Origin of the sequence: Bradyrhizobium sp. CCBAU 53421, assembly GCF_015291625.1 — a bacterium.
GTDB lineage: Bacteria > Pseudomonadota > Alphaproteobacteria > Rhizobiales > Xanthobacteraceae > Bradyrhizobium.
Genome location: NZ_CP030047.1, coordinates 3,467,872 through 3,490,951 on the forward strand (window position 1 = coordinate 3,467,872; position 23,080 = coordinate 3,490,951).

A 23,080-nucleotide genomic window follows, 5' to 3' on the forward strand; every position below is an offset into this window, starting at 1 on the left:
ATGCGCTTCGGCATTCTGTCCGACGCTCACGGCAACATCGAAGCATTCGAGCTGGCGTTGACCATCCTGGCGGACGCGAAAGCCGATGTGATCTACTTCCTGGGGGACGCAGTTGGGTACATCCCGGAAAAGGCAGTTGTCGGCGCACTTCAGGCCGCCGGCATCCCGGTCGTGAGAGGAAATCACGACGACATGCTCGTACGGCAAACGACGGCTGCGGACCGCGAGGCGATCTATCGTCATCGCGAGACGTATGCGCTGCTGAGCAACGATGAGCGCGACTTTGTCGGGAGCTGGCCGTCGAAATTGACCGTCCGCGACGAGCGTGGAACGATCCTGTTTGTTCATGGTAGCCCAAAGAACCCGTTGGAAGGCTACGTATATCCGGACAGCAGCCTGTCGGACTTTGCGGAGGTCGACGCTGATGTCGTCTTCATGGGACACACACATCATCCTTTTGTGCGACGACATGCGGACAAGCTCTTCGTCAATGTCGGCAGTTGCGGCCTGCCGCGAGGAAGTGACCTTCGGGGATCGGTTTGTATCTTCGATCCGCTCGAGCGGGCCGCAGAGATCATCCGGTTCGATATCTCGGGACCCTGCCGTCGAGCCTTGTCGCGCTACCCGCTTGCGCCCCCGGTCGCTTCCCTGCTTGAGAGGTGCGCCGCTTTCAACGCGAATGAGGTGCAATCGTGAAGAGTAGACGTGCGAAAGTTCTGCTGACGGGGATCGGCGGGGGCGGTCACGGCGAACAGATACTCAAGGCTCTCCGGCTGGGCGAGCTCGAGTACGACATCGTCGGCACGGACATGAGCGATCTGTGTGCCAACCGGAACCTGGTCAATAAGTTCGTGCAATTGCCGCGGGCGAGCCACCCCGCGTATCTGGATGAGCTCCGATCGCTGGCCCAATCGGAAAAATGTGTTGCCGTCTTTCATGGGTCCGAACCCGAGATGGCCGTTCTGAGCCGCGCGCGTGCCGCGCTCGAGGCTGACGGCCTGTACGTGCCGGTGAATCCGCCGACGGTCCTTGAGATTTGTCAGGATAAGACGAAAACGATGGCTCACCTGGCCTCGTGTGGATTGCCGGCGCCGAGCTTCATGGAAGTGCGCGCCCTGCCGGATCTCGACCAATGGGAGACCCTGCCGGCAATCCTCAAGCCGTCGGTCGGCGGCGGCGGGTCGGCGAATGTCTTCATCGTTCAATCGCGCGAAGAGCTGCTCGCCTTCTCGCGCTATCTGCTTTCAACCTGTGAGGCCTTCATCATCCAGGAATATATCGGGACCTCGGACGATGAATATACGGTCGGCGTGCTGTTCGGCTCGGATGGCGCCTTCCTCAATTCGATTGCCATCAGGCGGGTCATCAATAACGCCCTGACGATCCGTACCCAGGTCCCGAACCGGTCGGGCCGTTCCGATCTCGGCTCGCGGCTCGTGATATCGACCGGCATTTCTCAGGGACATGTTGCCGACTGGCCCGACGTGCGAAGCGCGTGCGAGAAAATCGCCGGCTCCCTTTCGCCGAGAGCTCCGATCAACGTGCAGTGCCGTGTCGTGAACGGTGCCGTCGTTCCGTTTGAGATCAATCCCCGATTTTCGGGAACAACCTCGCTGAGGGCAATGGCTGGATACAACGAGCCGGACATTCTCGTTCGAAGAGATGTCTACGGCGAGAACATCCCGGTGCGGTTTCCATACAAGGAAATGACGATCCTGCGGGGCTTGCAAGAGCATTCGATTGGCTAAGTGAGCGTTCTGAACTCGACAGGCGGCAGCGGATCAACAAGGAGCAGGTTTATGAAAGCGCAATGTCCGGTATGCGAATCGACGCAGCTAGGTGATATCTATCCGTCCTTCTCCGGGACCTGCATCACATCCGACATGATGGTGCTTCGCGAGGCATCGCTTGAGAACCGGCTGTGCAAGGAATGCGGCCTCATCTTCAACGCCGGCGGAACGAGGGGCCGGGCCGAAGCCTTCTACAAGGACAGCTACAATCTGATGATGAAGAGCCCGGACGCGGCAATCCAGAGCTTCTCGGGTCCGGCTCCCATCTCCCAGGCGGAGCGCACGCACCAGATTTTGAGAGAGATGACCAGTCTGCCGGCGGACGGATCGGTGCTGGAGATCGGTGCCGGAAAGGGCGACTTCCTGGGATATTTTCTTGAAGAATCCCGCGACTGGCGCGCGGCGGCATTCGAGCCGAGCTCGGCATTCGACGTGCTGCAGCAGAGATTTCCAACCGCTTCGCTTCGACGCTGCGACTACAAGGAGTTCGACGCCGAGGCGGCGAGCTTCGATCTGATCGTCGCCCTGGGCGTCCTGGAGCATGTCGAGAACCCGCTCGACATGCTGAAGTGGGCGCACAGGCACCTCAAGGAGGCCGGCCTCTTCTACATTCGTGTTCCCAACTTTGCGAAGAACCCGAACGATCTGTTCTGCGCAGATCACCTTTCGAAGCTCACCCTGCATACATTGGAATCGCTCGCGCATGCCGCTGGATTCGATGTGATGTCCTCGAAAGAGGCCGGTGTGCCGATCTTCGTTCTGCTGAGGAAGATTGCTGCTCCGAAGCCGCATGCGGTGAACGTGGCAGAGCTCAATCTGCACACAGTCGATCAGAACGCGACGGTGGCCAAGAGCGCGATGGATGCGATCGATCGGTGCCGCAAGGCGGCCGATGCTTCCGGCGAGCCATTCGCCATTTTCGGCCTGGGGTCGTCGGGCTTGTTTGCGCCGTTCTACCTCGGCTTCGACGCCGGTAAGATCGCGGCCTATCTCGATGAAAATCGTTCCACGTGGGGAAGCGGCTTGAACGGACGTCCGGTGGGCGGTCTCGACAAGATCAAGGAATTGGGGATCCGGCACGTGGCGCTGGCGATCAGCCCGGTCTATTTCGATCAGGTGAAGGCGAAGCTGGTACCTTACGGAGTGGAAGTATATTCGGCCTGAGCTCAGGTCAAAGACCTGTCCCTCAGCCCCTTGCCGGATTCAGGCACCGAGAGTAACGATCCAATGAACATCACAGAACCGAGTTTCGACGAAACTGAAATTGCATTGCTGCGGGAGTGCCTCGACTCGAAATGGGTTACGCAGGGGCCGCTCACGGAACGATTCGAGCGGCTCATTGCAGAGAAGCATGACGTCAAGCACGCGCTGGCGTGCACGTCATGCACCGCGGCGCTCCATTTGGCGACCCTGGCCTTGAAACTTGGGCCGGGGGACGAAGTGATCGTTCCCGCTTTCACGTGGGTAACGAGCGCGCACTCGGCCGAATACGTCGGTGCGAAGCCGGTCTTCGTCGATGTCGATCTGTCGACCTTCAATATCGATCCGGAACGGCTGGAAGCCGCGATCACGCCACGCACGAAGGCCATCGTCGCGGTCCACCTGTTTGGCCTCGCGGCACCGATGGACGAGATCAGGGCCATCGCGGAACCGCGCGGCATCGCCATCATCGAAGACGCCGCCTGTGCGATCGGCACGACGTACAAAGGCAAGCCCGTCGGCGCGATCGGCGATATTGGCTGCTTCTCCTTTCACCCGCGCAAGGCCGTTACGACGGGAGAGGGAGGGGCAGTTACGACTAACCGCGATGACCTTGCGGAGCGCGTGCGATCGCAGCGCAACCACGGCTCCACCGGCGCTCCGGATGCGTCGATCGAGCCTCACGGTCCGTGGACGATGGCGACGTTTGACAATCTCGGCTTCAACTTGCGCCTGTCCGACATCCAGGCCGCGGTCGGCGTCGCGCAGATGGGCAAGCTCGACCGGCTGCTGGCAGAACGCAGGCGTCTTGGGCATCGCTATTCCGAGCTGCTGGCAGGAAACAACTCGATTGCGCGGCCGCTCGGCGGAGACGCTGATGGGCATGCATTTCAATCCTACGTTATTCGCGTCCTTGATGGACATCGCGAGCGCCGTAACGCGGTGATGGCGGCGCTGGCCACCGCGGGAATTCAGACCCGGCCGGGCACGCATGCGGTGCACCGGCTCGGCTACTACAAGAACAAGTATGGCCTGCGCCCGGAGCAGTTTCCGAACGCGGCGCTTGCGGAGGACACGACGATCACATTGCCGATCTTCCCGAACATGACGGAGGAGGATCAGCGCCGGGTGGTTGATTGCATCAATCGGGCCAGCGCTTGAGACAAGCGCGGAACGCAGTCGGTGTTTTCGAAGCTGTTTCGGTCGGTTCGCTCCACGCTGGGGGGCTCGCGCTTTCCCAGGCTCTCCGAGTTTGCGCGAAAGAACCATAATTTTGGCGCAGCTGTCTCCGCGCTTTCTCCGGTACAGCAGCGAAGGCGCATAGATCAGGCGATTATCGAGAATCTGAACCGGGTTGCTACCGAGCGCGATTATGAGCTCCTCACCTCACTGCTGGATGCGCTGCGACCATTTCTGAATCCCGATCGATCCCCAGACGCTCGCGACTTCTGGGAGGCTCTGGTGGCCGATTGTCGTGCGATCGGTGGCGATCGATTGCTGCGGGGCGAGATGAACTCGCTTTGGGGCGTCACGCCGATCGTCAATTTGAGCGCGGGCGTTGCGGCAGATCGCGCCTTGGGCGTGAACGCCAGCTCGCTGGTGTTCACGACCTACCATACGTCATCGAACTTTGATTTCGTATGCTCGGAACTTCAAGCGCGCCTCGTCGCCGAGCGCGGCGAGGATTGGTTCCTGTTTCGATGGCTCATGCTGATCTGGGCCATTGCCAACTTCGATTTCATTCACCTCTACAATGATCGCGGCATCATCGAACCAGCCGGTGGCTATGGCAGTCCCCGCTTCGGAATCGCGGTGCGCGAGATGGAAATCTATCGCCAGGCCGGGAAGCGGCTCTATACCTACGCCTACGGTGCCGACCACAGAACGCGCGAGAAAAACATGGCGCTTGGAAAGTGGAACTTCTGCTCCGAATGTCCTGATCCAGGTGTCTATTGTGTCTGCGACGATGCCGGCGGCGCCGCCATGTTGCGTGTCATCAGGGAGTACTCGACGGCCGTGGTTGCGCACGGGCTGGCCATGAAGTTGATCCCAGGCGCACGCAACGTGCCGTATCTGACGGTCGATGTTAAAAAATTCTCCCCCCGGCGATCCTGGTCCCAAACGGATGGAAAGCTGGTTGTGGGTCACTTTCCGAACCACGGCTATTTCAAGGGGACGAAATATCTGGAAGGCGCAATCCACGCCTTGCAGGCTGAAGGTCATGCAGTCGAGCTCCTGCAACTGAGCGGGAAGCCGCACCATGAAATATTGGAGGCGATGCAGACGGTCGACGTTCTTGTCGACCAGCTCATCAGCGGATCCTTCGGCTTGACTGCCGTTGAAGCGATGGCATCGGGCTGTCCCGTCATCTGCTATTTGCACGACGGCGTAGCGGTCGCCGATCGCGAAGCCTGTCCGGTCATTGAGGCAAATCCGGATACCATCAAGGAAGTCCTGCATCAGTTCATTGTGGACCGCACACGGCTTTCGAGGGCGGGAGCCGCGGGCCCTGAATATGTCCGGAAGAACTACTCGGTAGAGGCGCTCGGTGCGCATTTGGCTGATCTATATGTGGCGACCGCAGATTTGTCGAAGCCGCTGAAAGCAACACTTGCCGAACGCGCGAAGGCGCTGAATTCGTGATGTCGTCAAACCGATCCTTGCTCGAAAATTCGAACTGGCCTTGCAGGCCCGTAACCACTGCGCGGGGCGCCTGAACCAGTGTCAATTCCCTACGTCGAAGCCGGCCTCGCGAGCCATTTGAATCAAAGCGACTCGACGCAGGCGATTGAGGCGGAAAACGCACGCGCGTTGCGCTTGATCGACGACTTTCAGCAAAGAATGGGCCGGCCGCTTCGGGTTCTTCACATCGGGAACATAGCAAACAATGCCTACAACAACGCCCGCATTCAGCGGAAGCTGGGCATCGAGGCAGACGTGCTATGCTACAATTACTACCACATCATGGGATGCCCTGAGTGGGAGGATGGCGCGCTGCAAGGGGGATCCTCGGCGCTTGGACAGGATCACTTCAGGCCGGATTGGTGGGCGACAAGTCTGAAGGGATGGAAGCGGCCACGTTGGTTTGTTCAGGGGCCATCCGCGCTCTGCATTGAATATCTTCGCGCCAAGAACGCGGGTTGGAGAAGCACGGCATATTTGAAGTGGTTGGAACTGGAGTTGACCGCTCTTCAGGACGCTCGTTCCGGCGACAGCAAGGGCTTCCTCGCCAAATATGTTCCTCCGCATCTGAGATTCCTGCTCTGGCTGAGCGGGCCGGGTCGGTCATGGTATGGCAACAGGCAACCGCTTAGCCTGTACAGAATATGGCTTGGAACGTTCGTCGCAAACGGCGTGCTCGGGCGTGAATCCAGCACAGGTCAATTCGAGACGAATTGGCTGGACAGAGTCTCGGCTGCTGCATGGTTGAAGATTGCGCGCCGGGGTCCGCAAGCCGATGCGGAGGCTCGCTCCGCACTCGGTGCGTTACGGGAGGATGTTCGCTGGCTACGCACCGGCGGAATTCGGGAAAGATCGTCTTCGCTTGCCCGCTCGCTGACCCACAGCTTCCTTGCGCTCGTGGAGCGCGTCATGCTCAGGTTCATTCCGGTCTCGGAAACCGGCTGCGTTGCGCGATCGATGTCGGATCCCGTCACGCGAGCAAAGGAAATCGAGACGCTGCTGGACGAGATCAGGAGCGACCCTGCCGAGCTCGATGGTCAGTCACTCAGCTATCGTGAGGAATATGTAACGAAACATCCAAGACCCTTCGAAGACGTCCTTCTGTACTATGACGTCATCCAGGGATATGCGATCGACGGCCTGATCCCGATGATGAACGGTGTCAAGAATTTCTGCTGCTACGAGCACGGAACGCTGCGCGAAATCCCGTTCGAGAACAATCTGACCGGGTTGATCTGTCGGATCTCGTTTCAGCGCGCGCCCGCAGTGTTCGTCACAAATTCGGACGTCTTGCCTTCGGTCGAGCGATTGGGACTGAAGCAGGATAGGGTATTCTATCTCCCGCACGCGTTTGATAATCACAAGCTGCGCGCATTCCGCGACGCGCACCCGGAATTAAGTCCCCCGGCAGGCGGGCCTGTCATTTTCTTCAGTCCCTCTCGTCACCACTGGAAGCGCGGAAATTCATCCTGGCTGAAGGGCAACGACGTGATCATCCGCGCCGCGGCCGAAGTCGCGCGCGAAACGAGAAGCTTCAAGCTCGTATTCGTCGAATGGGGCCAGGAGGTCGCGGACAGCAAGGACTTGATCGAGGAATTAGGCCTGTCCGATCTGGTTGAATGGGTCCCGACTATGTCCAAACGCGAGCTGTGGCAGCGCTACTGCGTCTCGCATGCGGTGGTTGACCAGTTCATTGTCCCAGCTCTCGGCGGTGTCGGGTTCGAGACAATGGCGTTGGGCGTCCGGTTGATTTCAGCCATCGACCAGCAACAGACGGCCACGTTTTTCGGTCGGGAGCCGCCGTTGCTCGCGGCCGGTAACGTCGCTGAATGCGCTACGCGAATGCGGGAAGTCATCCAGGATCCTCTTGATACCCGAGGCCGAGGCCAGGCTGCTTCTCAATGGATGTCGACCTTCCATTCCGCGGAAAGAATTGTCGCTCTCCAGTGCAAAGCGTATAACAATTTGCTGGTAGGGCAGTGGTGATGGCGTTTCCCGCGACGCCGATGCTGATTTCTTAGAGTTGTCACAAACGATGCTTAAGCAGATCTCATCCTTCATCAAGCAGTATCCGCCTGTTTTTCGCGCGTTGCGGCCGGTATTCTATTTCGCTTTCGGCCGGTGGAATGCGTTCACCTCGGAGCTTGTGATTCGTCGCGCGCGGTTCGTGCAGGCTCGAATCCCGAAGATGTCCGCTGCGGCTGATGCTACGTCGCGAAACAGACAGATCGGCAGATCTGCGTCTGGTCGCGACGTGGTAATGCTTGTCGTCTCCGATCTGCGCGTGGACCCGAGAGTCGAGAGAGAAGCGCGTGCACTTGGCGCCGCCGGCTACGATGTGACGGTGATCTGTCCCGAGCCCACCAAGGGTGCAGGGGCAACCTTCAATCTAGATTGGGGACCGCGCGTTCATGTTCAGCACGCCGACTGGACGGCGGCGACGTTCATGAGCGAGCAGCCGGGTTACCTTGCGGAACAGCTATACCTGGAGGCGGTGAAGCGGAAGCCGTTTGCGTTCCATGCGCATGATCTCTCCACGGCCTATGCTGCGATGGCCGCCGCAAAGTACCGAGGCGCGCACCTTGTGGTCGACTTCCACGAGTGGTTCTCGGAAAATGTTCATTGGAACACGAAGCAGTCCGCCTGGGCGCCGTACCCCGCCGAGTGGAAGCGGGCGCTTCAGGAGCTGGAAGTTCGTTGTCTTAACGAGGCGTCAGCCACGATCACTGTGTGTGACTCAATTGCGGATGCAATGGAGGACGAACTCGGCGGTAGCCGTCCCGTCGTGGTCCGCAACATTCCCGATATCGCGGTCACGCCGTCGCGCGAGTATCCGCCGCTGAAGCAGCAACTGGGGTTGCCGGAATCGACGTTCGTTCTGCTGTGGCAGGGCGGGACCGGCCCGACGCGCCTGATCGAGCCGATCATTGAAGCGCTTGCATATGCCCCTGATAGTACTTTCGTCATTCGGGGTCCTTCTCTCGATCTGTTCGGGCCCAACTATCTGGCATTGGCGCAGCGCATCGGCGTGGAGGGCAGGGTCGTGCTTATTCCGCCGGTCCCGTCGAAGGACGTTGTCGCGGCCGCCCGAGGGGCGGATGCCGGAATCTGGACGTTGCCGGCCTTGTGCCGCAACTTCACCTTCGCGCTCCCCAACAAGATCTTTGAATATCTGGCGGCCGATCTTCCCGTCCTCGTTGCGCACTACCCTGAGGCGAAGCGTCTTGTCGTCGAGAATGAGGTTGGATTGACATTCGATCCCTACGATCCGCGTTCCATTGCGGAATCGATCAACCGCATGGTCCAGGACAAGCAGCTCCGGGCGGCCTTCGCCGCCAGCACGCGGAAGACCCTCGCCAAGCTGGATGCAAAGTCGGAGTGGCGGAAGGTCGTTTCGCTCTACGATAGCCTGTCTCCAAGAAAGCCGCCGCAACGCGGATCCGCGCAATGAGAGATCGACTGAGATCGCTCGCGCGGCTTGTGTTGCCGCGGAGCGTTCGAGAGTGGATGCTCACGAGCTGGTCGATCGCGAGGTCGCCGGGATGGGGGACAATCGTCCGCCGCAAGCTGCGGGCGCTGCCGCGAAAGCTTCTGGGTTTGGCCGCTGCTGCGCTTTCGATTGCTATTCTGAAACTTGCGGTTTGCGTCGCTCCGGCGGTTGGAGCCGTGCGATTGCGGCGCGGACCGCTGAGGACGTTGTGGGGCGTAACGCCGATCCTGACGCTGCAGCTCAAGGCCAGGGCAGATCGGGCGCTTGGCTTTCAATCGACCTCTCTTGTCTACGTCACCTACGTCGTGACGTCCCGCTTCGATCTGAATCTCCAACGGCCTTACTTTCTGGCGCTCAAGTCTGGTCTTGGGCTCGCGTTCCAGCGTTTGGTGCTCGCATGGGCTCTGGTTCGGTACGATGTATTTCATTTCTTCGCCGACCGCGGCTTGCTCGATTCGGCGGAGCGTTTGCAGATCAATTTCGAGGAGCTTGCCGCTCTGCGCCGGGCCGGCAAGCGGGTCTACATTTACGCGTATGGTGCCGACGTTCGTACCAGGCTAGCGACCCTGGCCCTCGGCAAGTGGAATTTCTGCGTCGACTGCACGGAGCCGCCCAAATATTGCACGTGTCACGATGCAGAGGCGCAACGCTATGTTTCCGAATTGACCAAGTCCGCAACGGCTCTCGTGTCGCTCGGCGACATGCTGACCTACATGCCCACGGCAAAGCATATCAACTACTGGCCGTTGGATCTGGATCGGTTCAATGCGGTTTTCCCGGATACGCCGCCGTCCGGTCCCCTTCGCATCGCTCACGCGCCAAATCACACGCACTTCAAGGGCTCGAAGTACCTGGAGCGAACGATCGACAGGCTGAAGGGGCAGGGATACGACATCGAATATTGCAAGATACAAGGCGTTCCCAACAGCGAGGTTCTCGCGCTGTTCGCACAATCCGACATCGTGGCCGATCAGTTCATCGGCGGGGCTTACGGCTACACCGCGCTCGAGGCGATGGCGCTCGGCAAGCCGGTCTTGAGCTTCGTGAGAAGTCCGGATCTGGTCGAAGCGCCGGAGGAATGCCCGATCATCAACGCAACACCGGATGAGCTTGAGCAGGCATTGCTGTGGGTCATCCGCAATCGGGATAGCCTTCGCACTATCGGCGAGCAGGGCCGGCGCTATGTCGAGCGTTGGCACGGCATATCGGCAATCGCGGCCCGGCTCGGACAGCTATATCGAGACACTGCAGACTTTCCGCCTCATATCGTCGATCGCATTCGGAGCCAGCAGGAGCAGGAGGACGCCCGCCGCAACGCCATTCTCCCCGTGAGGAATTGGCAGCATCCTTTCCAGATCGCGATGCAGCCTGCTTCGGAAAGTCTCAGCGCGCTCGCCGGGACGACTCCCTGATGACCGGACTGCAAGGGCATCTTCCGTGACATCGGTCGACATCTCAGGCGTGATCGCGCGCTCGCCGCAGCCACAGGGGCTGGATTGGCATCGGCGTTTCCGGGAACAGCATGGGCGGGCGCTGCGCGTGCTGCACCTCGGCAACATCGCGAACAACGCGTTCAACAATGCCAGGATCCAGCGCCAGCACGGCATCGACGCTTACGTCATCGCCTACGAGAACTACCACATCATGGCCTCCCCGGAATGGGAGGAGGCGACGTTTGAGGGAGACCTCGGAGATCCGTTCTTTCCGGATTGGACCGGGGTCGATCTCGGAGGTTACCAGCGGCCGGGATGGTTTGCCTCCGGACCGCTGAATCTGTGCTGCGCCATGATCGGTGCTGAGGTTGGCGGGCGGCTGGATCTGGCCGATGAATTTCGACGCTCACTGGATCGAGCCCGGCAGTCGGTATGTTCGCAGCGGGCGTCCGCCCGCGTGATCCGCCTCGGCCAGAAGATAAAACGGAGGATTCGCCGATCCCCCGCAATGGCGCACGACATCTTCATGCGCCGCGTTCTGTCGAAGGATGATCCGGAGCAGAAGCGGCTTGTTGATGTCTGGCGGCAAGGGAGTGCGCCAGGTTCTCCGCCAAGCGCCGCAGACTTCGGCAGCTACCGGGCACGGCTCGCGCCGCTTTTGAGCCTGCTGGATCGGTTTGACGTCATCCAGGCCTACGCAACCGACGGTGCCTGGCCGCTGCTCGCCCGGCGCTCCTATTTCGCATATGAGCATGGAACGTTGCGAGCAATTCCGTTTCAGGACGATGGCCTCGGGCGGCTCACCGCCACCGTGTTCCTCGGAGCCGACCATGTCTTTGTCACCAACATCGATTGCGTGCCTGCCGCACGGCGGCTTGGGGTGCTGCCGGATCGGATCACTCCGCTTCCGCATGCGTTCGACGATGCCAAGCTCGTCGAATTCGGGGCCAGGAATAGCGCGATAAGGCCGCCCGACGACCAGGTCGTTGTCTTTCATCCGACCCGCCACGACTGGCGGGACTCGGACCCCAGCCTGGTGAAGGGCAATGACCGGCTGATCCGGGCCTTTGCAAGCGTTGCGCAGCAAGCGCCTGCGCTGCGGCTTGCGATGATCGCCTGGGGACGCGACCTTGACGCCTCGCGGGAGCTCATACGAAGCCTGGGTCTCGACGACAAGGTGCAGTGGCTCGCGCCGATGCGCAAACCGGAATTGTGGAGGACGTATCTCCGCAGCCACGCTGTGCTGGATCAGTTCGTTCTTCCATCATTCGGTGGAATTACCTTTGAGGCGCTGGCGCTTGGCAGGCGCGTCATCACGAACGTGGATTCGGGTATGGCCAAGGAATTCTTTTCCGAAGCGCCTCCCATCCTGTCGGCGTCGACCGAGAGTGAGATCGCCGAGGCGCTTCGCAGGATCGTCGCGGATCAGGACGACCGACATGGGATCGGTGCTGCCGGAGCAGCCTGGATCCGGCAGTATCACTCCGCGGAGAGAATCGTCGAGTTGCAGTTGGCGGCGTATCGACGGCAGATCGAAGCTGTTCGCGCCTGATCCATCACAGTGATACATGACAGCGACGCGCACAGATCGTCACATTTGCTCAGCAAGATGAAAATCCTTCACGGCCCCTTCAATATCGGCAATCAGCCCTGGTCGCTCTCGCGTGCCGAGCGCAGGCGCGGAAACACGAGCGACCTGGTCGTTCGAAGCGGGACCTGGTTTCGGTACCCGGCCGACAAGGTTCTGTACGACGACACGGCGACCGACTTTCAGAAAGTGGCCCGAAGCGCGTGGTTCGGATTATCGGCGCTGCTGCGCTATGACGTGCTGCACTACTATTTTGGAACGACGTTCCTGTATCCAGGCTATGCGTTCGAGGGCGTAGGCCGGATGGGGCCGCTGCTCAATCGGCTCGTGACCATCGATCTCCAACTTGCCAAGGGATTGGGCAAGAAGAGGTTCATGACCCTGCAGGGATGCGACGCGCGGCTGGCGGGCGAGGGCAACCGGCGAAACCAGTGGACCATGTGCGCCAGCGGGCGCTGCTCCGCCTATGAAGCCTGCGTCAATTCGCTGGATGCGCGCCGGTCCCGCCTGATCGATCGCGTGCTTCCGCTGTTTGACCGCGTGTTCTACCTCAATCCGGAATTGGGGCACGTCGTTCCGGGAGGGCAGTTCCTGCCTTACGCCAATGTAGAGATCGGTCATTTCACGCCCGAGTATCCCCGTGCTGAAGGCAAGCCGAGAATTGTCCACGCGCCGAGCGATCCGAGTATCAAGGGCACGCAGATGATCCTCGATGCGCTGGAGCGCCTGAAGTCCCGGTTCGACTTCGAACTGATCCTGGTTGAAAAGAAAACGCATGAGGAGGCGATGGCCATCTACAGGTCCGCCGATCTTGCCATTGACCAGGTGCTTGCAGGTTGGTACGGCGGCTTTGCCGTCGAGATGATGGCGATGGGAAAGCCGGTGGTGTGCTATGTCAGGGAAAACGACCTGCAGTTCATCCCGCCGGCCATGCGGGATGATCTTGCGATCCTGAACGTCGATCCCGGACGGCTCACGGAAGATCTTGCGGCCATTCTCGAGCGTCGCGCCGAATGGACGGAGCTTGGGAAGCGGGCTCGCCGCTATGTCGAGCGATGGCATGATCCTGATCATATTGCCGGGGCGATGATTGCGGCCTATCGCAGCCCCGACAGCAAGTTCGTGCTGGCGCCCGCCGGCACCGAGGTCGAGTAGATTCAGATGTGTGGCATTGCTGGCATTCTGCATTTTGGCGCCTGTCCGGACGCGAACGCCCGGATCCGGAATATGGCCGCCAGTATCGAGCACCGCGGCCCTGATGACGGCGGATTCCATGTGACGGCGGACGTCGCATTGGGCTTCCGCAGGCTTGCGATCGTCGACCTCGCCACGGGCAACCAGCCCATGAGCAACGAGGACGCAACCGTATGGGTGGTCTTCAATGGCGAGATCTACAATCACCGCGAACTGAGGAAAGAGCTCGAGGCCGCCGGGCATGTTTTTGCGACCGACCATTCGGACACCGAGGTTCTGGTCCATGGCTGGGAGCAGTGGAAGGACAGGCTGTTCAACAAGCTGAACGGCATGTTCGCCTGCGCCATCTGGGACGAAAAACAGCGTGAGCTGGTGATCGCCCGCGACCGCTACGGGATCAAACCGGTCTACGTCGCGGAGTTGCCCGGCAAGGGTCTCGTGTTCGGCTCGGAGGTGCGCGCGCTGTACGCCAGCGGATTGGTGGACAAGCAGTTCGATGCGTCAGCGACGCTGGAGTACTTCACGCTGATGAACAATTGGGGAGGGCGCACGCCGTTCCGGGGCGTCCGCCTCCTCAAGCCTGGTACGTTCGAGCGCATCACGGCGAGCGGAAGCTCGAGCGGCACCTATTGGGCTGCCTCCTACAATCGCAAATACGCGCCTGGCCTGGCGCGGGCTTCGGGCGAATTCGGCGAGATCTTGCAGGCGGCGCTGCGCAGGCAATTGGCCGCGGATGTGCCCGTCATGGCCTACCTGTCGGGCGGCATCGACAGTTCGGCGATCACGGCGGGTGCGCACCAGATCGATCCGGTCGTCCGCGCCTATTCGTGCATCTTCGATCTCGAGAATGTCGGTGTCGACAAATTCGTCGACGAGCGCGAGTTTTCTCGGGCGGTTGCAAAGCAGCTCAACATCGAACGCGTCGAACTCATGGTGCCGCAGGATGCCCTGGCCCGTCATCTCGATGCGACGGTCGGGGCGATTGAATATCCCCGCATGGGAATGGCCTATGTGAACTATCTGATCGCGCAACGCGTCGCCCAGGACGCCAAGGTCGTGCTATCGGGTACGGGCGGGGACGAAGTCACCGGAGGCTATGTCGGCAGATACGCCATCGTGCCGCGGGCGGCTCCGGCTTCCCTGATGCAGCGCGTGATGCAGCGCTTTCGTGCCGCGGCGGGAGATCCGGCGGCCTCAAAGGATGCCTTTGCGCTCTATCGGGCAAGCCTCAACGTCCCGGTGTCGGCCGAGAAGATCGGTGATGCCTTCACGCCGGAATTTCTGCGCGCCGCAGGTGGGTTCGATCCGATCGCCGCGATCGGGGGTGCGATCGAGGCGGTGCCGTCGCGTGACCCCTGGGACGCCGTCATGCACGTCGACCTGACCACCTATCTTCCAGGTCTTCTGTCGCTGGAAGACAAGCTGTCGATGGCGCATTCCCTCGAGACCAGGGTGCCGCTTCTGGATAACGAGCTGGTCGACTATCTGCTCGGCGTGGATTGGGGCCTGCTGTCCGACGGCAGCACGGGCAAGATCCTGTTTCGCGAAGCCGTCCGGCCGCTGGTGCCCGACACGATTTACCGGAAACCGAAGATGGGGTTTGGTCCTCCGGACGCCTCTTGGTACAGAGGGATTCTGCGCTCATGGATTGAGGAGCAACTCCCGGAATCCCGCATCAGGCAGCGAGGCGTATTCCGGCACGACTTCGTGCGCCGGATTCTGGACGAGCATTTCGAGCAAAAGGCAAACCATGTCGCGCTGATCTGGTGCTTGCTCAGCTTCGAGTCCTGGTGCAAGCAGCATGGTGCCTATGGCGGCGCCCTCCATTAGTTGCAGTTGTAGGAGCTAGTTTTATGCGAACCGTTGCGTCTTCACGTCTCCGTCCGAACGGAATGGAGCTTCAGCTTGAGGCTTTCACGCAACAGGATGGCCAGGTCATCGAAGGCGTCCTTCGGACGCCCGATGCATCGCTGTGGTATCCGATCCTGCACGGGGTTCCCTGTTTCCTGACCGGCCCGATGCAGCCCGACCTGACCGATTTCTGCTCGCGATACGGCTTGCCGAAGCCGGCGGCCGCGCAGAGCCGGCCGGAAGCCCACGAGCAAGCCAAGACAAATCAGACCTTCTCGGACAAGTGGCGCCGCTTCAAGCAGTATGGGCTGGAACCCGAGCACAAGGAATTCCTGTTCGGCTGGTACTGCAAGAAGCTCGGGCTGCCCGATCTGGACGCCCTCAAGGCCTTCTACCGGTCCAAGCAGCGCGTGCTCGAGGTCGGTCCGGGGTCGGGCTTCAACACGAGGTTCATCGCCGAGAACTGTCCGGGCGAGGTGTTTGCACTCGACGTGTCCGATGCGGCGTTGACGACGTTCGAGAACACCCGTCATCTCGAGAACTGCTCGGTCGTCCAGGCCGATTTGATGGAAGCTCCGTTCCCCGACGACACGTTCGACTTCATCATCGCGGACGGAGTGCTGCATCACACGCCCAACACCAGGGCGGCGGTGGAGGCCCTGTACCGCAAGGTCAGGCCCGGCGGCCAGTTCTTCTTCTATGTCTACCGGAAGATGGGCGCCGTGCGCGTCTTCGCCGACGACCATGTTCGCCAGAATTTCATGCCGCTCTCCGCGGAGGAATGCTATGCGGCATGCGAAGGGATTACGGAGCTGGGTCGAGAGCTATCGCGGCTGAACGCCACGATCACGCTTGAGAAGCCGATTCCGGTGCTGGGGATTCCCGCAGGAACGCACAACGTTCAGCGATTGCTGTACTATAACTTCCTGAAGTGCTTCTGGAACGAGGCGTTCGACTATGAAACGAACAACATGGTCAACTTCGACTGGTATCATCCGCACAACGCCTGGCAGCACAGCGATGACGAGGTTGCGGGCTGGATGAAGGAGCTCGGGGTCAAGAACTATACCTTCAATGACTCCAATCCGAACGGGATTTCAGTCTTGCTGACGAAGCCAACGGTCTGACACGGGCATGCGGATATTATTGACGGGCTGTAGCGGTTTCGTCGGCTCTGCTCTCGGCCCCCGGCTGGTGGCCGAGGGGCATGAGCTGTTCTGCGTCTGCCGGCCGGGAACGTCGGTCGCCTTCGGAACGAAGGTGGTCTGGGATGGAGCGGCGTCGGTCGAGGAGGCCGGCTTCCCCAAGACGATCGATGTCGTCGTTCATGCCGCTCAATCGCGCCGCTACCGCGATTTCCCTGCGGACTCGCGCGAGATGTTTGACGTCAACGTCGGCATGACAATGCGGCTGCTGGATTGGGCGGCTCGGGCGGCGGCCAGGCACTTTTGCCTGCTTTCGTCGGGAGCGGTCTACGAGCCGTTCGCCGGAGCGCTGAGAGAGGATGCCGGCCTGACACCCCCCGGCTTCCTCGGCGCAAGCAAGTTTGCTTCTGAAGTCGTTGCGAAGCCGTTTTCCAACATCTTCTCCTTGAGCATTCTGAGGCTGTTCTTTCCGTACGGCCCTAGCCAGCGCGATCGGCTCATTCCGCAGCTGATACGCAGAATCCAGGACGGCGCGGCGATCCAGCTCTCCGGCGGCACGGAGGGGATCCGCCTCGCGCCGACCTTCATCGACGACATCGTCGAGGTCATCCTTGCGAGTATTGCGTCGTCATGGACCGATACGCTCAACGTGGCGGCCGCCGAGACGCTCTCGATCCGGCAGATCTCGAACGCGATAGGTCAGCAGCTCGGCGTCGAACCGAAGTTCGAAATCGTGAACCCGAACACCCCTTCCGTCGACATTGTCCCTGATCTGAGCCGCCTTGCATCTCGTCTGGACTTGCGGCGATTTGTGCAGTTCAAGGACGGGATTGAAAAGACGATCTCCGCGAGCCTTGCCAATGCGGCGGATCATCGTCTGGCTCAGTCCCAACACCGCTAGTAGAATCCATGACGCTGAAGATACTGACCATCGTTGGTGCCCGGCCGCAGTTCATCAAAGCCGCGGCCGTCAGCCGCGCGATCCGGGAGACCGACGGGCTCGCGGAAGTGATGGTGCATACCGGCCAGCATTTTGACCCGAACATGTCCGATGTCTTCTTCGAGGAGCTCGACATTCCGAGGCCGCGACATCATCTCGATATCAATGGCGGCGGCCATGGCGATATGACGGGACGTATGCTGATGGCGATCGAGCCGATCCTGCTTACGGAAAAGCCCGACTGGGTCGTCGTCTATGGCGATACCAATTCGACGCTGGCCGGTGGTCTCGCGGCGTCGAAGCTGCATATTCCGGTCGCGCATGTCGAGGCGGGCCTTCGATCGTTCAATCGCCGCATGCCGGAGGAGATCAACCGGGTCGTGACGGACCATCTCTCCGCGCTGCAGCTCTGTCCGACGACGACCGCCGTTGCCAATCTGGCCGCTGAAGGCGTGACGGCCGGCGTCCATCACGTCGGGGACGTGATGTATGATGCGACACTGTTCGTGACCGACAAGGCCGAGAAGAGCTCGGCGATTTTGAGCAATCTCGGGCTGGCCCCGAAGGCATATGCGCTCGCGACGATCCATCGCGCCGAGAACACCGCCGATCGGCAGCAGCTTCTCGCGGTCGTGCAGTTCCTGCAGGATCAGTCGCGCAAATTTCCCGTTGTCCTCCCGCTGCACCCACGTACCCGGCAGGCGGCGCTGGCGATGGGGGTCGATCTGGACGGCCTGAAGGTCATCGATCCAGTAGGTTACCTCGATATGGCGAAGCTTCTGCACAATGCCCTTGAAGTCTATACGGACTCGGGAGGGGTGCAGAAGGAGGCCTACTTCCATCGCGTGCCGTGCATCACATTGCGTGATGAGACCGAGTGGACCGAGACCATCACGCACGGCTGGAACCGGCTCTGGAAGCAGTCGTCGCAGGCCGCGCGGCGCGATATCGACGAGTATGGGACAGGCCGTGCCGCCTACCATGTCGCGCGCCTGCTGAACTCGGGCGGTCCGCGCTAGCCTCGCCGTGGGGAATATGGCCGGGCGTGCCGCGGCGCCGAAGGAGGCCGCCAGCACGGCTGCCAAGGGTTGTGGCTTTGCCGCTATGGCGCTATCAGAGGCCCCAGTTAGATGGTTTTCAGGCCGATTATCCGTAACAACCCCGTACGAGTGATGAAATGAATTCCGAATTGATCGCGAAGCTCAACGAGAGAACGGCCAAGATCGGCATCGTCGGCTTGGGCTATGTCGGCCTGCCCTTGATGCTTCGCTATTGCGAGGTCGGCTATAAGGTGATCGGCTTTGATATCGACCAGACCAAGGTCGACGCGCTTCGCGCCGGGCGTTCCTATATCGAGCATATCTCGGGCGCCAGCATCAAGAATGCGACGGAGCTTGGGTTCGAGCCGACCACCGATTTCTCTCGCGCGCGCGAAGTCGATGCGCTGATCCTGTGCGTTCCGACGCCGCTCAACAAGTACCGCGAGCCCGATCTCAGCTTCGTGCTGAACACCACGGAGTCGCTGCTGCCGTATCTCCACCAGGGAATGGTGATGTCGCTGGAGAGCACCACCTATCCCGGCACGACCGAGGAGGAGCTGAAGCCGCGCATCGAGAAGTGCGGCTTCACCGTCGGCAAGGACGTCTTCCTCGTCTTCTCGCCGGAACGCGAAGACCCCGGCAACCAGAATTTCACGACGCGTTCGATCCCGAAGGTCTGCGGCGGCTGCACGCCTGCATGTCTCGAGGCCGGCCTCGCGCTCTATCGTCAGGTGATCGACAAGGTCGTTCCGGTGAGCTCGACCCAGGCAGCCGAGCTGACGAAGCTGCTGGAGAACATCCACCGCTCGGTGAACATCGGCCTCGTCAACGAGATGAAGATGGTTGCCGACAAGATGGGGATCGACATTCACGAGGTGATCCGTGCGGCGGCAACCAAGCCGTTCGGGTTCGTTCCGTACTACCCCGGTCCCGGCATCGGCGGTCACTGCATTCCGATCGACCCGTTCTACCTGACGTGGAAGGCGCGGGAATACGGCATGCACACGCGCTTCATCGAGCTCGCCGGAGAGATCAACTCCTCGATGCCTGATTACGTGGTGTCGAAGATCTCGCTGGCGCTCAATCAGAGGCACAAGTCGATCAGCGGCAGCTCGATCCTGGTTCTCGGCATCGCCTACAAGAAGAATGTCGACGACGTCCGCGAATCGCCGTCGGTGGCGTTGATGGAACGGCTTCGCGATCTCGGCGCCAAGGTGTCCTACAGCGATCCGCACGTCCCGGCGTTCCCGAAGATGCGGGCGCATTCGTTCGATCTGTCGAGCGTCGCGCTCACCGAGGACAGTCTGCGGCGCTTCGATTGCGTCCTGCTCGCGACCGACCACGACAAGTTCGACTATCAACTGCTCGGCGCGCACGCGCCGCTGCTGGTCGATTGTCGCGGAAAGTTTCCTCAGCCGGCGGACAACATCATTCGCGCCTAGGCAGCTTCGGCATTTGGCCGGTGGTCGCCTGCTGCGACTGCCGGCGCTGCCGTCCGGTCGAAGGCCGACCGCGGTGCGATGTACCAGAGCAGGAAGAGCAGCCCGGTGCCGTTCGTGAGCAGGGCTGTCGAAAGCGGTACGTTGAGGAGGACCTGCGGGAGGAGGCCGGCCGATAGCAGGATGAACTGTGGCGGCAAGCCGGACGAGAGGCGATTGCCGAGGGCAATGATCACGCCGCAGCCCAGTGCGGACACAGGGGCGAGCACGAGGCCGACCGATGCGATGCCTTCGGTGGCAAACAGCGAAGCGTTGAAGGCACCGAGATCGTAGGACCTCGCCATCACGGCCCATATCGGCTCGTCGTAGGCGCACGCGACCACCAGCTTCACCGCGTTGATCTGGCAGAAGTGGGTCAACGGATGTGCCGAGAAGTAGTTGTTGTAGATTTCGAGGGCGAGCGACGGGATCGCAACCATCCTGGTGTTGACGGTGCCGAAATAGACCAGTCCGGGGGTGAGTGGGAACATATCGGTCTTGACCAGGACGAACAGGATCAAGCCAATCAGGACGGGCAGGAAAAACGACAGGATCGTCGCAGCCCTGGCCTCGGCCAGCTTGCAGACGAGCGCGACAAACAGCAGCCACACCGGCGCAAACAGCGCCATCTTGGTCAGCATGATCGGGTAGAACAGCAGCATCAGGACGAGCGTGATCCCGGCCTGCCAGAACCGCTTGCTGGTGACGAAGCAGGCAAAGGCAAGCGGCAGCAGGGCGTTTGAGGCGATCCAGACCGCGTATCGCAGGACGGCCGGCAATGCGACCTCCGCGCGATATTTGTACATCTCGCTGAGCGCGACCAGTTTGTGGTTGTAGAGCGCGCCGATGCCGATGATCGCGGCCGAGGCGATCAGGATCACGGAAGGCATCAGGTGAAAGGCGCGTGCCGGCATGACCACAGCCTGCCGCACTGGCGAGGTGATAAACAGCGCGGGAACCAGGAAGGCGAGTGCCGACAGCACGATCGAGATGAGCGCCAGGCGGTGATCGTAGTCGAGCAGCGAGAACTCGATCAGCCAGAGATATCCCAGCACCATGACGTAGAAGTAGAAGCCGACGAGATAGCCGAAGCTGAAGCGGCTGACAGCGAACAGGATGACGACGGGACTGAACGCCAGAACGTTCAGGATTGCAGATGTCAGGTGCGATTTGTCGAAGCCGACGACGCCCGGAAAGGAATCCGTGATCGTGATGCAGTACAGCGAGATGCAGCAAACCGCGACATGGGCATAGGCGAGCAGGGCAAGCCTGGCCTGGCGCCAGCGCAAATCCGGCTCCGGCTGCATCACGCGATGGTTCATTCTCATCTGCTGCCGTACCGGGCCCTGCATTTGGACTGTCTCGTTGGTGATCGTCGTATTCGGGCGGGCCCGGATGATCGCCACACGATGACGCTTCCTGGACCCATGGCACGGTCCCGGTAGGACGACAAGGATAGGCTAGAGGTTGTTGCTGCTTTTCCTGCTCGGTGATGCAATTGCTGCCTGCAGCTCCGACGCGTTGCCGTGGCGGGGGTGGCTTCAGCGACAAATCCACCCGTCGTGCTGTCCGATCCGGGCAAGGCCTTGCCTTATCCCGCGTTTTCTGGGTAATGGACGCTATGCTGCGGCTCGCAAGGCCGCTTGTTCCCTCGGCTCTTCGGCCGGCTGCAATGGCCGGTCACGAGACAAGACAGGGCCTGTTGCATGATCAGATTTGGCCTGCTCGGGTGCGGGCGTATCGCCAAGCGCCATTCCGATCTCCTGGGTGGCAATCACATCGCGGGAGCGAGCTTGGTTGCAGTCTGCGATCCGCTTCGCGCGCGTGCCGATGCGATTGCCGGGAAGTTCGGCGTTCCCGCCCATTACGACATGGACGAATTCCTAGGCCGCAAGGATATCGACGCCGTTGCCGTGCTGACGCCGAGCGGGCTGCATCCCGCGCATGTGATCGCCTGCGCCAGGGCCGGCAAGCACGTCGTGGTCGAGAAGCCGATGGCGCTGCGGTTGCAGGACGCCGACGACATGATCCGGGCCTGCGACCAGGCCGGCGTCAAGATGTTCATCGTCAAGCAGAACCGCTTCAACGTGCCGGTGGTCAAGGCGCGCGAGGCGCTCGATGCCGGCCGCTTCGGCAAGCTCATCCTGGGGACGGTGCGGGTGCGCTGGTGCCGCGACCAGGCCTATTACGACCAGGACGATTGGCGCGGCACCTGGGCCTATGACGGCGGCGTGCTGACCAATCAGGCGAGCCACCATGTCGACATGCTGGAGTGGTTCTTCGGCGACGTGGTGAGCGTGCATGCGCGCGCGACGACGGCGCTGGCCAACATCGAAACCGAGGATACCGCCGTCGCGACGCTGAAGTTCCGCAACGGCGCGCTCGGGATCATCGAGGCGACCACCGCGGCGCGCCCGACCGATCTCGAGGGCTCGCTGTCGATCCTGGGCGAAAAGGGCACGGTCGAGATTTCCGGCTTCGCGGTCAACCAGATCCGGCACTGGCGCTTTGTCGACGAACTGCCGTCGGACAAGGACGTCGTGGAGAAGTTCTCGGTCAACCCGCCCAACGTCTACGGTTTCGGCCATCAAGCCTATTATCATCACGTGGTCGATTGCCTGGAGAACCAGAGCGCGGCGCTGGTCGACGGGCTCGAGGGTCGCAAGAGCCTGGAGCTGATCTCGGCCCTCTATGAGTCGATCGAAACCGGCGATGAAGTCGCGCTGCGCTTCACGCCGCGCTTGAGCCGGTTGGGTATCGTTTCGTGAACCGGCCGGAAGTGCATCAGGCCGCCGTGCGCGACGTCGCGTTCGGCGAGCGCGTCAAGATCGTCGAGCCCTGCAATCTCTATGGCTGCACGCTCGGCGACGACTGCTTCATCGGGCCGTTCACCGAAATCCAGAAGGGCGTGGTCGTCGGGGCGCGCACCCGCGTGCAATCGCATGCCTTCGTCTGCGAACTCGTCACCATCGGCGAGGACTGCTTCGTCGGACACGGCGTGATGTTCGTCAACGACACGTTCGCAACCGGTGGCCCGGCGCGTGGACGCAAGGAGCTGTGGCGCGAGACGGTGATCGGCAACCGGGTGTCGATCGGCTCCAATGCCACGATCATGCCGGTCAGGATCGCCGACGACGTCGTCATCGGCGCGGGATCGGTGGTGACCAAGGATATCACGACGCCCGGCACCTATGCCGGCAATCCGGCGCGCCGGCTGCTGGCGAGCCAATAGGGCAATAGGGGAATATC

18 protein-coding genes are annotated in these 23,080 nt (G+C 61.1%); 17 read left to right on the plus strand and 1 reads right to left on the minus strand.

Features of this window, described 5'->3' with window-relative positions; all coding sequences use genetic code 11:
* The 15 genes from XH92_RS16420 to XH92_RS16490 all read left to right on the plus strand — a co-directional run bounded on the left by XH92_RS16420 (nucleotide 1) and on the right by XH92_RS16490 (nucleotide 19,795).
* Nucleotides 1-696 carry a metallophosphoesterase gene (locus XH92_RS16420; RefSeq protein WP_194460117.1) on the plus strand — a complete coding sequence of 232 codons (696 nt, stop codon included), beginning with the start codon at nucleotides 1-3 and terminating at the stop codon, nucleotides 694-696.
* Nucleotides 693-1,748, plus strand: a complete 1,056-nt coding sequence (locus XH92_RS16425) for an ATP-grasp domain-containing protein (RefSeq protein ID WP_194460118.1) — start codon at nucleotides 693-695, stop codon at nucleotides 1,746-1,748. Before XH92_RS16420 ends, XH92_RS16425 begins: the two co-directional genes overlap by 4 nt.
* Nucleotides 1,749-2,954 (plus strand): bifunctional 2-polyprenyl-6-hydroxyphenol methylase/3-demethylubiquinol 3-O-methyltransferase UbiG, encoded by a 1,206-nt coding sequence (locus XH92_RS16430; RefSeq protein WP_194460119.1) that lies wholly within the window; start codon nucleotides 1,749-1,751, stop codon nucleotides 2,952-2,954. It abuts the gene before it with no gap.
* Nucleotides 2,955-3,017: 63 nt separating this feature from the next.
* Entirely contained in the window at nucleotides 3,018-4,151 is a 1,134-nt protein-coding gene (locus XH92_RS16435) for a DegT/DnrJ/EryC1/StrS aminotransferase family protein (RefSeq protein WP_194460120.1), read from the plus strand.
* Nucleotides 4,152-4,172: 21 nt separating this feature from the next.
* Nucleotides 4,173-5,633, plus strand: coding sequence for a glycosyltransferase (locus XH92_RS16440; protein WP_194460121.1), 1,461 nt, complete (start codon nucleotides 4,173-4,175; stop codon nucleotides 5,631-5,633).
* A 78-nt stretch (nucleotides 5,634-5,711) separates the two neighbouring features.
* Nucleotides 5,712-7,658: a glycosyltransferase gene (locus tag XH92_RS16445; protein ID WP_194460122.1), complete on the plus strand. Its 1,947-nt coding sequence runs from the start codon at nucleotides 5,712-5,714 to the stop codon at nucleotides 7,656-7,658.
* 49 nt (nucleotides 7,659-7,707) lie between these two features.
* Nucleotides 7,708-9,123 (plus strand): glycosyltransferase family 4 protein, encoded by a 1,416-nt coding sequence (locus XH92_RS16450; protein ID WP_194460123.1) that lies wholly within the window; start codon nucleotides 7,708-7,710, stop codon nucleotides 9,121-9,123.
* Between the two features lie 56 nt (nucleotides 9,124-9,179).
* On the plus strand, nucleotides 9,180-10,574 hold the full coding sequence (locus XH92_RS16455) for a glycosyltransferase (protein ID WP_194460124.1): 1,395 nt from the start codon (nucleotides 9,180-9,182) through the stop codon (nucleotides 10,572-10,574).
* Nucleotides 10,575-10,599: 25 nt separating this feature from the next.
* Nucleotides 10,600-12,147 (plus strand): glycosyltransferase family 4 protein, encoded by a 1,548-nt coding sequence (locus XH92_RS16460; RefSeq protein ID WP_194460125.1) that lies wholly within the window; start codon nucleotides 10,600-10,602, stop codon nucleotides 12,145-12,147.
* Between the two features lie 45 nt (nucleotides 12,148-12,192).
* On the plus strand, nucleotides 12,193-13,338 hold the full coding sequence (locus XH92_RS16465) for a glycosyltransferase (protein WP_194460126.1): 1,146 nt from the start codon (nucleotides 12,193-12,195) through the stop codon (nucleotides 13,336-13,338).
* 6 nt (nucleotides 13,339-13,344) lie between these two features.
* Complete coding sequence (gene asnB, locus XH92_RS16470; protein ID WP_194460127.1) at nucleotides 13,345-15,207, plus strand: asparagine synthase (glutamine-hydrolyzing); 1,863 nt, start codon at nucleotides 13,345-13,347, stop codon at nucleotides 15,205-15,207.
* Entirely contained in the window at nucleotides 15,168-16,355 is a 1,188-nt protein-coding gene (locus XH92_RS16475; protein WP_210345558.1) for a bifunctional 2-polyprenyl-6-hydroxyphenol methylase/3-demethylubiquinol 3-O-methyltransferase UbiG, read from the plus strand. The genes asnB and XH92_RS16475 overlap by 40 nt, the downstream gene beginning before the upstream one ends.
* Nucleotides 16,356-16,362: 7 nt before the next feature.
* Nucleotides 16,363-17,274 carry an NAD(P)-dependent oxidoreductase gene (locus XH92_RS16480; protein ID WP_194460129.1) on the plus strand — a complete coding sequence of 304 codons (912 nt, stop codon included), beginning with the start codon at nucleotides 16,363-16,365 and terminating at the stop codon, nucleotides 17,272-17,274.
* Between the two features lie 8 nt (nucleotides 17,275-17,282).
* Nucleotides 17,283-18,332 carry a non-hydrolyzing UDP-N-acetylglucosamine 2-epimerase gene (wecB, locus tag XH92_RS16485; protein WP_194460130.1) on the plus strand — a complete coding sequence of 350 codons (1,050 nt, stop codon included), beginning with the start codon at nucleotides 17,283-17,285 and terminating at the stop codon, nucleotides 18,330-18,332.
* 158 nt (nucleotides 18,333-18,490) lie between these two features.
* Nucleotides 18,491-19,795, plus strand: coding sequence for a nucleotide sugar dehydrogenase (locus tag XH92_RS16490; RefSeq protein WP_194460131.1), 1,305 nt, complete (start codon nucleotides 18,491-18,493; stop codon nucleotides 19,793-19,795).
* On the opposite strand, the gene XH92_RS16495 is transcribed toward XH92_RS16490, so the two are convergent.
* A complete protein-coding gene (locus XH92_RS16495; RefSeq protein WP_194460132.1) occupies nucleotides 19,792-21,153 on the minus strand; it encodes a hypothetical protein in 1,362 nt (453 codons plus the stop codon). The genes XH92_RS16490 and XH92_RS16495 overlap by 4 nt on opposite strands.
* 384 nt (nucleotides 21,154-21,537) lie before the next feature.
* Here XH92_RS16495 and XH92_RS16500 point away from each other — a divergent pair, with 384 nt between their 5' ends.
* Both XH92_RS16500 and XH92_RS16505 read left to right on the plus strand, forming a co-directional pair.
* On the plus strand, nucleotides 21,538-22,599 hold the full coding sequence (locus tag XH92_RS16500) for a Gfo/Idh/MocA family protein (RefSeq protein WP_194460133.1): 1,062 nt from the start codon (nucleotides 21,538-21,540) through the stop codon (nucleotides 22,597-22,599).
* On the plus strand, nucleotides 22,596-23,063 hold the full coding sequence (locus XH92_RS16505; protein ID WP_194460134.1) for an acyltransferase: 468 nt from the start codon (nucleotides 22,596-22,598) through the stop codon (nucleotides 23,061-23,063). Before XH92_RS16500 ends, XH92_RS16505 begins: the two co-directional genes overlap by 4 nt.
* Nucleotides 23,064-23,080 lie beyond the last annotated feature (17 nt).